Raw genomic sequence first — 14047 nt, forward strand, 5'->3', positions numbered from 1 at the left:
ACCGATACTCTAATATATAACCAATCTATTAGAGTTAGAATAACGATAAACCATTTCTAAAAAAGCGAAACCTATTACACTTTATATTGTTTATCAAAAACTCCCCGAAAATATTTACGGTTATATTCAATCGCAGCATTATTTGGAACATAAGAAGCTGCTAATTCATTGTAATAATACGCTTTATCCTGCTCCCCTAACCTGCTATAACAAATACACATTTGTAAATAGGGTAGCCACGTATAGCTAGCTGGACTATGGAAAGGACTCTCCGTTGCCATTGGTACTTCCGTTGCAAGTTTAAACCAAAATATCGCTTCATTATATTTTTCTTGTTCCATATATATATATCCTATTCTTGTACAATTCTCTCCTCTAGGGACGTCATAACGAAACGACTTCACACAAGATTCGATTGCCTTCTCCCACATCCCGAGCTTCGCATAGCAATCTCCTAACTTACCACATGCATAAATTTTCTCTTCATACCATCCTTCGTCTTGATTAAGAAATGTTTCATAAAGAAGAACTGCATCATCATATTTTTGGTTATCTGTAGATTCATTTGCGTAATAAAATAAGTCCCTCGAACTCAATTCCTCTCCTGCAGCTACAGTGTTTTGAAAAATTTTTAAATTACGATCTGTTACTTTTTTTTCTTTTTTATGTGTAATAGCAACTTTACTACTAAAAGTCTCACCAGCAATAGCTAAATACTCGTGAACCTTTCCAAACCATTGAAATTGTTTTTCACGCTTTACAAGTCGATTTCTTTTTGTACAATATAAAGGTTTCCCGTTAGAATCCATCGTAAGATGATAAGACATCGAAACAGCATCAATTTTAGGATCTAATTCTCTTTTTAAGAGTCTCAATGCTTCTTGAGCATCTTCTAATAATACGTCATCTGCATCTAGCCACAATATATACTCTTGCGTCGCTTTTGAAAAAGAAAAATTTCTTGCTGCCGCAAAATCATCAATCCACTGGAAATCATATATGTTAGAAGTGTATTTCTCTACAATTTCTTTCGTTCGATCGACGGAACCTGTATCAACTACTATAATTTCATCCACAATTTTCTCAACTGTGTCTAAACAACGGGCTATTGTCTCCTCTTCATCTCGAACAATCATACATAAACTAATTGTAATTCCTTGCTTGTTCAACATAATCACCCTCTTCCAAATCAATCATATGTTATACCCATACTAAACTTTCCATTTTTTTAAATTGTTCAAGTAGTTTTAGATTTCTTTTCAATAATTCAAATGTCCGTGTCATTTTCTTTCGGTTTTGCATCTACTATATAATGAACGCTTTATGGAGGTGAATTTATGTCAAATAATAATTATTCAGATGGATTAAATCCCGATGAATCTTTATCAGCTAGTGCATTTGACCCTAATCTTGTAGGACCAACATTACCACCGATACCGCCGTTTACTCTTCCGACTGGGCCTACTGGGCCTACTGGACCGACTGGGCCTACCGGGCCTACTGGACCTACTGGACCTACGGGGCCTACTGCGCCTACTGGTACTACAGGACTGACTGGACCTACGGGTAACACTGGGCCTACTGGACCTACTGGACCATCCGGCCTAGGACTTCCAGCAGGATTGTATGCATTTAACTCCGCTGGGATTTCTTTAGATCTTGGAATTAATGCTCCAGTACCATTTAATACTGTTGGTTCTCAGTTTGGCACAGCAATTTCTCAATTAGATCCCGATACTTTCGTAATTAGTCAAACTGGATTCTATAAAATCACTGTTATCGTATATACTGCGGCAATAAGTGTATTAGGAGGACTTACAATCCAAGTAAATGGGGTATCTGTACCAGGTACTGGGACCACTTTAATCTCAGTTGGAGCACCTATCGTTGTTCAAGCAATTACGCAAATTACAACAACTCCATCATTAGTTGAAGTAATTGTTACAGGGCTTGGGCTATCATTAGCTCTTGGTACGAATGCATCCATTATTATTGAAAAAATCGCTTAATTTTTTACTTAGCAGTAAAACTGATATCAGTTTTACTGCTTTTTCAATTTCAAATTCAATCATGAAACATTCGCTATCTACATAATCATATTGTTGTATGACATTTTGCAGGAGGCACAAATATGGAAAGTAAATCTGCTGTTCAGCTTTATCTCGAATTGTTAAAAAAGACAATTTTATTTGAAATATGGTTAGAATATGAGGCATACTTACCCGCATCTCTACATATTTCGAAAGAACTAGAATTCGAGCCAGTTACAGTCCCCCTCCCTTTATTCATTAAGCAATATGCCGAAAACCATAACTTAAAAATTGTAAAACCAAATGTTTCAAAAAGTGAACGTTATGATGGAATGGATTGGCCAAGGGCAGCACATAGCATGATTGGTCGAGAACGTATGAACCAATTACAAGAGGCAATGGAAACCGTTGTTCGTGAAAATATAGAGGGAGATTTTATTGAAACAGGTGTATGGCGCGGGGGATCATGCATTTTTATGAATGGCTTTCTACAAGCAAACAACATTACGAATCGTAGTGTGTGGGTTGCAGATTCATTTGAAGGTTTGCCAGCACCGAATCTAGAACAATATCCAAAAGATTACGGTGATTATTTACACACGTTTGATTACTTGCGCGTCTCTTTAGAACAAGTACAAGAGAATTTTAAAAAATATGATTTACTAAATGATCAAGTGAAATTTTTAAAAGGTTGGTTTAAAGATACTTTACCAACAGCACCAATTGAAAAAATAGCAATTGCACGGCTTGATGGTGATATGTACGAATCCACCATGGATGGTCTCGTGAATTTATATGATAAAGTTTCTCAAGGTGGCTATATAATTATTGATGACTACGGGCTACCACCATGCGCTGAAGCTGTTACAGACTTTAGAAATCAACGAAATTTAAAAGCCCCTATTACTAAAATTGATGTATTTGGCGTTTATTGGAGAAAAGAATAAAAAAGATTTAATCTATAGGAGATTCCATTTTCACTCATCCTTCTCTCACTTCTAACCCAATAAAGTATTTTTTTCGGAATCTCCTTACATATAACAATCGTTTTCCTGTGTTCTCTCACTACACATTGAAAATTTTATTAGTAGATTCCCTGCAAATAACTGGATACAATAGATACTGTTTACTGCATCTTTTTACACAAGAAAGGGGCATACTCATGAGCGAACTTGACAAAGAAACGACTTTACTCCCCCCTCCTGAACTCGTCCAATATGTAGGTGGCGACTTCAAAAAGGTTGGAAAAGAGTTCCTAAAGCATTTTATTCAAATTGGCGCTTTACAATCAAATGAAAAAGTATTAGATGTAGGCTGCGGCGTCGGCCGAATGGCTGTGCCATTAATGAATTACTTAACTGATGATGGAGCGTATTACGGATTTGATTTGTTTAAAGATGGGATTACTTGGTGTCAAAATAACATTTCAACTACACGTAATAATTTTCATTTCGACCATGTTGACATATACAATCAATTCTATAATCCAGAGGGAAAAGAAGATGCCTCTCAATATCGTTTCCCCTATGAAGACGGGACATTCGATTTTATCTTTTTAACTTCTGTATTTACGCATCTTCTCCCACAAGAATTAGAACATTACGTATCTGAAATTGTACGTGTATTAAAAAAAGACGGGAGATGTTTCATTACATTCTTTCTAATAAATCCTGAATCATCCTATTATTTAAATGCAGGACAAAGTACATTAGGTTTTTATGATCGAATTGAAAATTGCTATGTTGTAAATAAAGATATTCCCAATTTCGCAGTTGCTTATCCTGAGACAGATATTTACAATCTATTGAATAAGTACGGCCTAGAAGTAATCAATAAGCCGCATTATGGTTTATGGTGCGGCAGACATGAATATACAAGTTACCAAGATATTGTTCTTACAAAAAAAAGCTTCTGAAAGGAAGTTATGTATGACGAGTGAAAAGGATCTACCTCTCGTTTCCATCCTTATTCCCACTTATAATCGACCCCATTATTTCAAAATTGCTCTAGAAAGTGCATTGGCACAAACTTATTCAAATATTGAAATCATCATCGGTGATGATAGTACAAATGATGAAACAGAAACTTTAATACACGAACAATACTTACCAAATTATAAAAATATAACATACATTCGAAATATCCCTACTCTAGGACAATTTCACAATGACCTTATGCTCATAGAAAAATCAAATGGTGAGTATATAAATTTTTTAATGGACGATGACGTGTTTTATAAGCATAAAATACAAAAAATGATGGCCTATTTTGAGCAAGATTTCAATAAAAATCTTGCTCTTGTTACTTCTTATCGAGTACGTATTGATGATCATGGAAATCTAATCGGTGATGCCCATCCAACACAAAGGTTATATAGTGAAGACACCCCTTTAAACGGGATATTTTTAGGCAATTGGATGTTAAAGAGCGGGCACAACATTATCGGTGAGCCTACAACTACTTTGTTCCGAAAAGAATTGCTCACTGAGCCTTTTGGCACCCTTAAAGAGCGACAATATTCTTGTAGTGTTGATATGGCCTCATGGATTTCTTTGCTTTCTAAAGGAAATGCAATATACATTTCTGAGCCTTTAAGTCAATTTCGCTACCATGCAGGACAACAAATACACAATAAGCTCCTTCAAGGCTGTGAAGATTTTACACACCTCGTTATAACAGCAAAAGAATATGGCTTTTTACAAAATACTACGGACTATAGAGCAGCTCTATTTAGTGCTTACCAATGGTGTAAAAGTTCCTTAAAATACTATCTTCATCAATTAGATATTTTTCCTGACGCACATGTACGTCTTTCCCATTGTTTGGATATAATTATTAAAGAGTTAAAGAATTGAACTACCCTGCAAAATCAAAAGTGTATGGACTATATGTGAATCATTCGTATAGTTCATACATTCTTTCTCATACTATAAAATCCATTACTATAAAGAGCAGTAGAAAGGAATACCTACATTGAAAGATCCAAATTCTCAATATCAAATAGACTACGTATTACTATTCATTTTATTTGCCATTGGGATTGTTAGTTGTTGTGCTATTGCAAGTGCACAAGCCTCTTTACCGCCATTTTTACAAAACGTCAATTTTGTACTAAAGCAAATCCAATGGTACTTCATTGGATTTATAGCCATTGGTGTTATTATGATTATCGATTTCGATCGTTATCAAAAAATTGCTTGGTATTTGTATAGTTTTGCAATAGTACTACTTATTGGACTAGAACTTCAAGTACCAGGTGCCGTTACAATTAAGGGCGCTACCGCTTGGTACAGGCTCCCAGGCATCGGAAATTTTCAGCCTTCTGAAATTATGAAATTGTTTTTAATTATCGTCATTGGACGAATTATAGCAAATCATAATGAGAAATATTTTTCACGAACAATACATGACGATTTTTTATTGCTTGGAAAAATATTTGCAACGAGTTTACCACCACTACTACTCATTGCAAAAGAACCAGATTTAGGAAATACGATGGTCATTTCAGCGATGCTTGCAGCAATGATACTAGTTTCTGGCATACGATGGCGTTTTATTTTCGGATTAGTTTCAGGCACTTTCGTGGCTGGATCTACATTAATATATATTTTTTTTACTTACACAGATTTCTTTAAAGCACACATTTTAAAAGAATATCAATTAAATCGCTTCTATGGATGGTTAGCACCTTACAAATATGATGCGCAAGGCTATCAATTAAGACAAGCATTCTTAGCGACTGGATCCGGAGAAATGCAAGGAAAAGGTTGGGAAAATGGACAAGTATATTTTCCAGAACCACATACAGATTTTATTTTCACTAATGTCGCTGAACAATTTGGATTTCTAGGCGCAAGTGTTATTATTTCACTTTTTTTCTTACTCATTTTTCGAATGATTCATATCGCTTTAGAAAGTAATGACCCTTTCGGTAGTTATATTTGCGCTGGTACAATCGGAATGTTTACTTTCCAAGTATTTCAAAATATCGGAATGACAATCGGATTACTCCCTATTACAGGAATCACATTACCCTTCATGAGCTATGGAGGAAGTTCACTGCTTACGTACATGATTGCGATTGGATTCATTTTAAATGTTCGCTCAAGAACGAAAATCTTTATGTTTAAATGAACAACACAAAAACGGTATATTTTTATCTCTATCCTTTTTTAGATATACTAATGAAAAATATGATGGAGGTTTAAATATGAAATATGACATTGTAGGAGATATTCATGGATGCTTCCAAGAGTTTCAAAATTTAACAGAGAAACTTGGATATAGCTGGAGTAGCGGTCTACCAGTTCACCCTGCTCAACGTAAACTTGCATTCGTTGGCGATATTACAGACCGTGGTCCTCATTCATTACGTATGATCGAAATTGTATGGGAGCTTGTCATACATAAAAAAGAAGCTTATTACGCCCCTGGAAATCACTGTAATAAACTATATCGATTTTTCCTTGGGCGTAATGTAACAGTCGCTCACGGGCTTGAAACAACTGTTGCTGAATATGAGGCACTTCCTTCTCATAAGCAAAACATTATAAAAGAAAAGTTTATCACTCTTTATGAACAATCACCGCTCTACCACATACTAGATGAAAAAAGAGTAATCGTATGTCACGCTGGGATTCAGCAAAATTACATAGGAAGACAAGATAAAAAAGTACAAACCTTTGTATTATATGGCGATATTACAGGAGAAAAGCATGCTGACGGCTCGCCTGTACGTCGCGACTGGGCAAAGGCATATACAGGAGAAACTTGGATTGTATATGGACATACACCAGTAGCAGAACCTCGCTTCGTAAATCATACAGTCAATATTGATACTGGCGCTGTATTTGGTGGCAAATTAACCGGATTACGTTACCCTGAAATGGAAACTGTTTCTGTCCCTTCTTCCTTACCTTTTGTCGCTGAGAAATTCCGTCCAATTTCATAACTACCTTACTTGGCGAGAGATTACCGTATTATTTAGGCGGATCTTCTATAAAACTAGGTAAAGTAATTAAAAAAAGATGCAATAAAGTGCATCTTTTTTTAATTACCCTACATATAATGTCGCAGGAGGTGACAGAATGAAGAAAAAATCTTCTAAACAAAAAAGAAAATTCCCCCCTTTATATCTGCCCATGTACGGAATTAATAACTGGTGCAGTATTCGAGCTGCAGCGATAGAAGAACTGGAAGAACAAGAGTCATCAAAAAAAAGTAAAGTAAAACCAACATATGTCTCTTTAGAAAACGCTGTAATGAGCCGCATAATCGATCGTAAAAAAATTAAGATGCAACAAAAAAATAAACAGCTCTCAAATCAAGATGAACAGGTACTACATTCTAACCAAACAGAAGAAAAAGCGGAAGAAAATATTTCTGTAGCAATAAATAAAAAAGTGGAACCAGAAATTCCAGCTGCTATTATAAACCAAGTAAAAAAAATAAAAGAAGCATTAGCTTCATCAAATGATATACAAACTGAAAAACCACTCATAATTGAAACACCTACACCTGAAAATACAAAAGTTAAAAGAGGCGGTCGATATGCATATGCGGAGGGGCTTCACTCTCATGCGGAGGGCATGGCAGCACATGCGGAAGGCTTATTAACACATGCAAAAGGCTCTTTCTCTCATGCCGAAGGATCAAACTCAAAAGCAACTGGACATAGTTCGCATAGTGAGGGAAGTGAAACGACAGCAGGCGGTGCTTATTCTCATGCGGAGGGTAAACAGACGATTGCTTTAGGCGAAGCAGCACACGCAGAAGGAACCGCAACTATCGCTAACGGATCCTCTTCTCATGCGGAAGGTCATCATACATCAACAGCTCATTTTTCAGGTAGCCATATTATGGGACGCTTCGGCACTGCAGAAGAAGCTTATTCTTGGTTTATTGCAAATGGTGTAAACGACACCGACCATAATATCGGGGCTAAATGGCTTGCCCATAATGGAGAAATGTACATTGAGGGCGCGTCTTACAATGCAAGCGGCACGGATTTTGCACAAATGTTTGAAACAGAAGATCATAACCTTATTGATGTCGGCTATTTCGTTACATTTAGTAGCGAAGAAAAAATTCGGATAGCTACTTCACACGATTCATTCATCTTAGGGATATCTAGTGCAACCCCTGCTCTTATAGGAAATAGCGGGGCTTTAAGTTGGCAAAAACGCTATAAAACAGATAACTTTGGAAAACGCCAATATACATGGACGGAAACAGAGGAAATACAACCTCTTTTAAATACAGAATGGGATCCAGCTTGCAAATATGTAGCAAGAAAAGATCGCACCGAGTGGCTTCCTGTCGGATTAATTGGACAAATGTTTGTACGTGATGACGGCACTTGTGAAACGCATGGATATTGTCGTCCAAATGACAATGGCATTGCTACAAAAGCCGAAAGTGGGTTTTTCGTTATAAAACGTACGAGTGAAAATCAAATTTTAATATTATTCCGCTAAGAAAAAAAGGAACAAAATTCTTTATAACATAAGAATTTTGTTCCCTTTTTAAGTATGCCGCAACACTTCTTGCATATCACTTGGAAGCTTTATAGTGAAAGACATTTCTTTCTCTAAAATAGGATGATAAAACGTCAAAGATGTACTATGAAGCGCTTGCCGTTTCATTTCATCCCTTCTTCCCCCATATAAGTTATCACCAAGTAATGGATGTCCTATATGAGCCATATGCACACGAATTTGATGCGTTCTTCCTGTCTCAAGCTCAAGCGCTACATGTGCCTTATGATATGTACTATCAATTACTTTAAAATGAGTAACTGCCCTTTGTCCATCCTCACAAACCGTTCGCTCAATAATGCTATCAGATTTTCGTCCAATTGGTGCATCAATCATTCCTTCTCGTTCTACCATCTCACCGTGAACGATTGCTTCATACGTTCGTTTCACAGCTTTTTGTTGATGCTGCTTCGATAAAAGATGATGCACGAAACGATTTTTTGCAATAAGCATAAGCCCTGAAGTATCACGATCTAACCGTGTTACGATGTGTACTGTACTTGCAAGTCGCTGCTTATCATAATGAGATAAAAGCGCGTTGGCAACACTCCCTGCCGGATGTTCTCTAGACGGAATCGTTGACATGTTCGCCTCTTTATTAATGATAAGAACCGCATCATCTTCATATACAATACATAAAGGGATATCTTCTGCAATCATCCCTCCACTTCTTTCCTCCACTGGAAAAAAGACACGTAATTCTTCACCAGCGCGCAACTGATGACGAACACTCGCATGTTGACCATTTACTTCAATTGCCCCGCCGTGAAACTTTATATCCGTTAAAGCGGCTTTAGAAATCCCTTTCGTTTTCAAAAATTCCCTAACTAAAGTTCCCTCTTCAGCCAGCCCTATATCCCATTTCAATGTAAATCTGTTCAAATATATAACCCTTTCTATTTATCTGCAACAAACGAGTCACGAACTCGTTTCCAGAACGGGAACGGGCGGAAACGAACAAATCGTACTTTCTCGTTTGCGACGCGATACTGGATTGATTTCACATCTTGATGAACCATCGTTAAATGATCCACTGTAATTTGTAAGTTCATTCCTGCAGCTGGCTTTAACACACATGTATGGTGCTTCGGCAATACGAGTGGCGATCCTACAGTACGAAACACACGATTGTTAATGGACGCCATTTCTGCAATTTGAATCGCTTCAATAGAAGGGTGAATAATTGCTCCGCCAAGCGCTTTATTATACGCAGTACTTCCTGAAGGAGTAGAAATACAAAGGCCGTCCCCGCGGAACGTTTCAAAATATTCTCCGCGTATTTCTACTTCTGTTACTAATGTACCTTCTGCACTTTTTACAGTCGCCTCATTCATCGCCAAATACTGTGACTCTTTACTTCCATTCACATAGCGAATAATCACTTCTAAAAGCGGATATTCCACCACTTGGAATGGTGTTTTCGCAATCGCAATTACTAATTTCTCTACTTCTGTCGGTAACCAATCTGCATAGAAACCTAAATGTCCTGTATGTACACCAACAAATGCTGTTTCATCCAATCGATTATAATAACGATGAAACGCATATAAAAGCGTTCCATCTCCCCCAACAGAAATTACAATATCGGGTTCCTTTTCATCCATTATAAATCCAAAATCTAACAAGTACTCTTTCATCGTGCTTGCCAGTGTATCTGATGATTGATCTCCCTTTGACATAATTGTAAATTTCATCGCCCAACACCCTTTAGTTTATGATTCGGAATCTTTCGTTTCTTGCTTTCTTGAAAAAGCCTTCTGCGCTTCTTGAATCTCAAGACGAATAGAAGACATCTCTTCATCTAATAAAAACGCCGCTTCCGCTGCACGTTGCAAGCGTATTTTAATATCTTCAGGAAAACGTCCACTATATTTATAATTTAAAGAATGCTCAATTGTTGCCCAAAAGTTCATTGCTAGCGTGCGTATTTGGATTTCTACCAATACTTTTTTTTCCCCCTGAATTGTTTGAACAGGGTAACTAATGACAACGTGATAAGAGCGATAGCCGCTATCTTTCTTTTGCGTGACATAATCACGTTCTTCCACGATTTCAAAGTCATTTCGTTTTCTAAGATATTCTACAACAGGCTTAATCTCATCAACAAATTGACACATCATTCGAAGGCCCGCAATGTCTTGCATATCTTCTCTAAGCCGGTCTAGCGGTACATTTCTTTTCTCCGCTTTATCAATAATACTCGCAACTGATTTCACTCGTCCAGTTACAAACTCAATTGGGGAATGCTCCGTCAACATTGCAAACTGTGTACGCATTCCTTTTAATTTCACTTTCAGCTCTGCCACCGCTTGATGGTAAGGTGCTAAAAATTCTTCCCAATTTCGATTCATTTCAACCACCACCAAAATCAATCCATTTGCTTATAGAAATACTTTTTCTACAGCAGTTACTAGTTCTTCTCCATAATTTGCATTACCTTCAATATTTTCAACTAAATATTCTACTTCTTCTTTTAATCCTTCTAATTCCATTTCAATGTCATTCACGCGAATGAACATTACCATATCTTTATTCATCGCTTCATGCATTGCTTCCCAGCATGTGTGCGGAATACTTACATAAATGAAAGATGATTCGTTTTCTAAAATATATAAAAATGATAAATTGTCTGAGTCTACAAGTACGTGATTACGCGCACTTAGCTCCTTTACCTCTATTTCACTATTTTCCGCACAAAAAATAAGCGCATTCTCTCTCGTTTCTACGCTCTTAACTTGAATTTTATTTTGCATGCTCGAATTCCTCCATCTCAACTTCCTGTCTTACTTAACAGTATTATTGTATCATAACATGGACGCAAACAAATAAAACATTGAACCAAATTTGTTAAAAAGCGATAATGTGTAAAGAATTATTTTTCAAAAGGAGCGCATACAATGACACAAGAAATTGAAATTGAATTTAAAAATATCGTTACAGAAGAAGAATTCCATACATTATGTAAATCATTCTCTATTGAAACATTTACGAAACAAGTGAATCACTACTTTGAAACACCTGACTTCTCGTTAAAAGAAGCTGGCTCTGCACTTCGTATTCGTCATAAAGGAGAAACTTATACGTTAACATTGAAACAACCTGCAGAAATCGGTTTATTAGAAACGCATCAAGTCGTAACAGAAGACGAAGCAAAAATGATGATGGAAACAAATACAATCATTCAAGGAGCAGTAGTAGATCAACTACACAAATTACAAATTCCTGTTTCCGCTTTAACATATATGGGTAGTTTAACAACAGAAAGAGCCGAAACATTATTTGAATGCGGAACGCTTGTCTTTGATCATAGTTTCTATTACAATCACGATGATTATGAAATTGAATTTGAAGTGCAAGATGAAGAAACAGGAAAAGCTGCATTTATTCATTTATTAACGCAACATAACATACCTGTTCGTCATACAAATAACAAAGTAAAACGCTTTTTCCTTGCCAAACAAAACAAAGCACGCTAAAGTGAAAATTCCACTAGTGAATACGTTTCGCTAGTGGATACATATATCTCACTAAAAAAGTTTACACCTGTAGAATAAGCAAAGAATGTTTGAGAAGGCTGTTTATTTGCCCTCTCGAACATTCCATTGCTACAATAGATATACATTTCATGGAAAAAGGAGTTTATAAAGGATGAGCAAGCAACCGATGACACCATTTGAAGCAATTGGCGGTGAACAATGCATTGCAATATTAGTAGATACATTTTATTCCTATGTCAGTAAACACCCTGACTTATCTCCCATCTTCCCGGATGATTTAACAGAAACCGCTAGGAAGCAGAAGCAATTTTTAACACAATATTTAGGTGGTCCTAATTTGTACACTGAAGAACATGGTCATCCTATGTTAAGAGCACGCCATCTTCCGTTTGAGATTACTCCAAAACGAGCAGAGGCTTGGCTATCATGTATGGAGCAAGCAATGGATGATACTGGAGTGCATGGTCATATAAGAGAGTTTGTTTTTGAACGTTTAGCATTAACTGCTCAGCATATGGTTAATACTCCAAACGAAACAGGTGAAGTGTAATGGATAAGCAGGAAGCAAAGCATATAAATATGCCATCTCCTTCCGCATGCGAGCATAAGTCTGTAGAAGCATATTTATTTATTGATCCACTTTGTAAAGATTGCTGGGAAATTGAGCCTTTTATTATTAAACTATGGCTTGAATATGGGAAATACTTCTCTATTCGTCATATCGTAACAGGAAAAGTGGACGGAACGAACGCTTCCTCACACAAATGGAATAAACCTGCTAATATTCGATTTGTGTGGGAAAAGACAACAAGTTTACAAGGTTTTTCATGTGATGGAAAGGTACATATGCAAGAAGCATCGTCAACACCATATTTAGTTTCGATGGCAATTAAGGCAGCGGAGTTGCAGGGCCGAAAAGCAGGTTCGAAGTTTTTGCGAAAACTCCAAGAATACATTTTCCTTGAAAATGTATCAAACCCTGACTGCGAACTATTACTTGCATGTGCAAAAGATAGCAATATTGATGTAGAAGAATTTAAAAAAGATCTACATTCCGCTAGTGCAAAAAAAGCTTTCCAGTGTGACTTGAAATTCACGAATGAGATGCATATTACAGAAATACCTTCTCTCGTATTCTTTCATGCGAACTCAGATGAAGAAGGTATTAAAATCGCTGGAACTTATTCCTATGATGTATACGTACAATTATTGAAAGAACTTGTAAAATGTGAAATTGAGCCAGAACCATTACCACCTTTAGAAGTGTTACTAGAAGCAACACAATTTATTTCTTCAAAAGAAGTAGCATTTATATATGACTGCTCACAGCAAGAAATTGAACGCGAATTAAAAAAATTACAACTGAAACGAAAAGTACAAATGATTGAAGTAAAGTGTGAACGTTATTGGAAATGGATAGCAATAGAAAAAGACCTGGTGTAAACACCAGGTCTTTTTCTTTACGGCTTATAAAAATATTAAAGGGGATGGGAGAAATTTTCACGTTCAAACAAAGGGGTATATGTTTGTATGTGAATTCGTTCACGCTTATTATATTACAAGATTCGACGTCAGATGACAACCCCTTTTGTCGAATTTCACACTTTTGTCACATTCTAAACGTTTTCATTTTTGAATAAGCTATAAAAAAGCTATTTTGGAGGTGTTCCATATGAAAAAAACGTATATTTTACTTATTTTTCTAGCAGTTATCGTTTCTTTTTTCTTGTACATCCTTTCTCTACTACAAGCTTTTCCTAAAATTATTGCATTCCCCCTTTTATTCGGTGTCATTGTCATCGCTCTTTCTTATTTCAACCATAAAAAAAGATTTAAAGGGTTTTAATTTCAAAAATTAACCGTAAAACTATCCTTTCATTTAGAAAAAGCAAAGAAATTCACCTTGTTTTTTCGACAAATATCGGCACTGAATCTATTCAACAAAAAAGACGAGGATACAATACTGATATTATCCCCTTTAGGT

Annotated in this window: 16 protein-coding genes; 11 read left to right on the forward strand and 5 right to left on the reverse strand. The window is 36.3% G+C overall.

The window, feature by feature from the left end; genetic code table 11:
• Nucleotides 1-74: 74 nt before the first annotated feature.
• The gene (locus COK05_RS06035; protein WP_098611851.1) at nucleotides 75-1172 is read right to left on the reverse strand and encodes a glycosyltransferase; all 1098 of its coding nucleotides are present in this window, start codon (nucleotides 1170-1172) and stop codon (nucleotides 75-77) included.
• 165 nt (nucleotides 1173-1337) lie between these two features.
• Between COK05_RS06035 and COK05_RS06040 the strand changes: the two genes are divergently transcribed.
• The 7 genes from COK05_RS06040 (at nucleotide 1338) to COK05_RS06070 (ending at nucleotide 8506) form a co-directional block, all read left to right on the forward strand.
• The gene (locus COK05_RS06040) at nucleotides 1338-2009 is read left to right on the forward strand and encodes a BclA C-terminal domain-containing protein (protein ID WP_098611852.1); all 672 of its coding nucleotides are present in this window, start codon (nucleotides 1338-1340) and stop codon (nucleotides 2007-2009) included.
• Between the two features lie 122 nt (nucleotides 2010-2131).
• A complete protein-coding gene (locus tag COK05_RS06045; protein WP_098611853.1) occupies nucleotides 2132-2977 on the forward strand; it encodes a TylF/MycF family methyltransferase in 846 nt (281 codons plus the stop codon).
• A gap of 215 nt (nucleotides 2978-3192) precedes the next feature.
• Nucleotides 3193-3945, forward strand: coding sequence for a class I SAM-dependent methyltransferase (locus COK05_RS06050; RefSeq protein ID WP_098611854.1), 753 nt, complete (start codon nucleotides 3193-3195; stop codon nucleotides 3943-3945).
• Nucleotides 3946-3958: 13 nt separating this feature from the next.
• A complete protein-coding gene (locus COK05_RS06055; protein WP_098611864.1) occupies nucleotides 3959-4885 on the forward strand; it encodes a glycosyltransferase family 2 protein in 927 nt (308 codons plus the stop codon).
• Nucleotides 4886-5003: 118 nt separating this feature from the next.
• Nucleotides 5004-6164, forward strand: coding sequence for an FtsW/RodA/SpoVE family cell cycle protein (locus tag COK05_RS06060; protein ID WP_098611855.1), 1161 nt, complete (start codon nucleotides 5004-5006; stop codon nucleotides 6162-6164).
• Between the two features lie 76 nt (nucleotides 6165-6240).
• Nucleotides 6241-6981, forward strand: coding sequence for a bis(5'-nucleosyl)-tetraphosphatase PrpE (gene prpE / locus COK05_RS06065; RefSeq protein ID WP_098611856.1), 741 nt, complete (start codon nucleotides 6241-6243; stop codon nucleotides 6979-6981).
• 136 nt (nucleotides 6982-7117) lie between these two features.
• Nucleotides 7118-8506, forward strand: coding sequence for a peptidase G2 autoproteolytic cleavage domain-containing protein (locus COK05_RS06070; RefSeq protein WP_098611857.1), 1389 nt, complete (start codon nucleotides 7118-7120; stop codon nucleotides 8504-8506).
• 48 nt (nucleotides 8507-8554) lie between these two features.
• Here COK05_RS06070 and COK05_RS06075 read toward each other — a convergent pair whose 3' ends face one another.
• The 4 genes from COK05_RS06075 to COK05_RS06090 are packed head-to-tail and all read right to left on the reverse strand — an operon-like array spanning nucleotide 8555 to nucleotide 11319.
• On the reverse strand, nucleotides 8555-9448 hold the full coding sequence (locus COK05_RS06075) for an RluA family pseudouridine synthase (protein ID WP_098611858.1): 894 nt from the start codon (nucleotides 9446-9448) through the stop codon (nucleotides 8555-8557).
• Between the two features lie 14 nt (nucleotides 9449-9462).
• On the reverse strand, nucleotides 9463-10260 hold the full coding sequence (locus COK05_RS06080; RefSeq protein ID WP_000673190.1) for an NAD kinase: 798 nt from the start codon (nucleotides 10258-10260) through the stop codon (nucleotides 9463-9465).
• Nucleotides 10261-10278: 18 nt separating this feature from the next.
• A complete protein-coding gene (locus COK05_RS06085; RefSeq protein WP_001081480.1) occupies nucleotides 10279-10917 on the reverse strand; it encodes a GTP pyrophosphokinase in 639 nt (212 codons plus the stop codon).
• 30 nt (nucleotides 10918-10947) lie between these two features.
• A complete protein-coding gene (locus COK05_RS06090; protein ID WP_001180015.1) occupies nucleotides 10948-11319 on the reverse strand; it encodes a hypothetical protein in 372 nt (123 codons plus the stop codon).
• Nucleotides 11320-11463: 144 nt separating this feature from the next.
• Between COK05_RS06090 and COK05_RS06095 the strand changes: the two genes are divergently transcribed.
• The 4 genes from COK05_RS06095 to COK05_RS31260 all read left to right on the forward strand — a co-directional run bounded on the left by COK05_RS06095 (nucleotide 11464) and on the right by COK05_RS31260 (nucleotide 13909).
• Nucleotides 11464-12042, forward strand: a complete 579-nt coding sequence (locus COK05_RS06095; RefSeq protein WP_098611859.1) for a CYTH domain-containing protein — start codon at nucleotides 11464-11466, stop codon at nucleotides 12040-12042.
• A 172-nt stretch (nucleotides 12043-12214) separates the two neighbouring features.
• On the forward strand, nucleotides 12215-12613 hold the full coding sequence (locus COK05_RS06100; RefSeq protein WP_000043382.1) for a globin domain-containing protein: 399 nt from the start codon (nucleotides 12215-12217) through the stop codon (nucleotides 12611-12613).
• Nucleotides 12613-13506 (forward strand): ClpXP adapter SpxH family protein, encoded by an 894-nt coding sequence (locus COK05_RS06105; protein WP_098611860.1) that lies wholly within the window; start codon nucleotides 12613-12615, stop codon nucleotides 13504-13506. Before COK05_RS06100 ends, COK05_RS06105 begins: the two co-directional genes overlap by 1 nt.
• Before the next feature lie 229 nt (nucleotides 13507-13735).
• Nucleotides 13736-13909, forward strand: coding sequence for a hypothetical protein (locus COK05_RS31260; RefSeq protein ID WP_098611861.1), 174 nt, complete (start codon nucleotides 13736-13738; stop codon nucleotides 13907-13909).
• Nucleotides 13910-14047: the final 138 nt, after the last annotated feature.

This window comes from Bacillus cereus, assembly GCF_002567495.1.
In the GTDB taxonomy this organism is placed as follows: Bacteria; Bacillota; Bacilli; order Bacillales; family Bacillaceae_G; genus Bacillus_A; species Bacillus_A cereus_AQ.

Bases quoted from the DNA above. Each gene is read 5' to 3' on its own strand.
- COK05_RS31260 (WP_098611861.1), top strand. From the start codon at position 13,736: ATGAAAAAAACGTATATTTTACTTATTTTTCTAGCAGTTATCGTTTCT.
- COK05_RS06080 (WP_000673190.1), bottom strand. From the start codon at position 10,260: ATGAAATTTACAATTATGTCAAAGGGAGATCAATCATCAGATACACTG.
- COK05_RS06100 (WP_000043382.1), top strand. From the start codon at position 12,215: ATGAGCAAGCAACCGATGACACCATTTGAAGCAATTGGCGGTGAACAA.
- COK05_RS06050 (WP_098611854.1), top strand. From the start codon at position 3,193: ATGAGCGAACTTGACAAAGAAACGACTTTACTCCCCCCTCCTGAACTC.
- COK05_RS06095 (WP_098611859.1), top strand. From the start codon at position 11,464: ATGACACAAGAAATTGAAATTGAATTTAAAAATATCGTTACAGAAGAA.
- COK05_RS06045 (WP_098611853.1), top strand. From the start codon at position 2,132: ATGGAAAGTAAATCTGCTGTTCAGCTTTATCTCGAATTGTTAAAAAAG.
- prpE (WP_098611856.1), top strand. From the start codon at position 6,241: ATGAAATATGACATTGTAGGAGATATTCATGGATGCTTCCAAGAGTTT.
- COK05_RS06085 (WP_001081480.1), bottom strand. From the start codon at position 10,917: ATGAATCGAAATTGGGAAGAATTTTTAGCACCTTACCATCAAGCGGTG.
- COK05_RS06070 (WP_098611857.1), top strand. From the start codon at position 7,118: ATGAAGAAAAAATCTTCTAAACAAAAAAGAAAATTCCCCCCTTTATAT.
- COK05_RS06105 (WP_098611860.1), top strand. From the start codon at position 12,613: ATGGATAAGCAGGAAGCAAAGCATATAAATATGCCATCTCCTTCCGCA.
- COK05_RS06055 (WP_098611864.1), top strand. From the start codon at position 3,959: ATGACGAGTGAAAAGGATCTACCTCTCGTTTCCATCCTTATTCCCACT.
- COK05_RS06090 (WP_001180015.1), bottom strand. From the start codon at position 11,319: ATGCAAAATAAAATTCAAGTTAAGAGCGTAGAAACGAGAGAGAATGCG.
- COK05_RS06035 (WP_098611851.1), bottom strand. From the start codon at position 1,172: ATGTTGAACAAGCAAGGAATTACAATTAGTTTATGTATGATTGTTCGA.
- COK05_RS06040 (WP_098611852.1), top strand. From the start codon at position 1,338: ATGTCAAATAATAATTATTCAGATGGATTAAATCCCGATGAATCTTTA.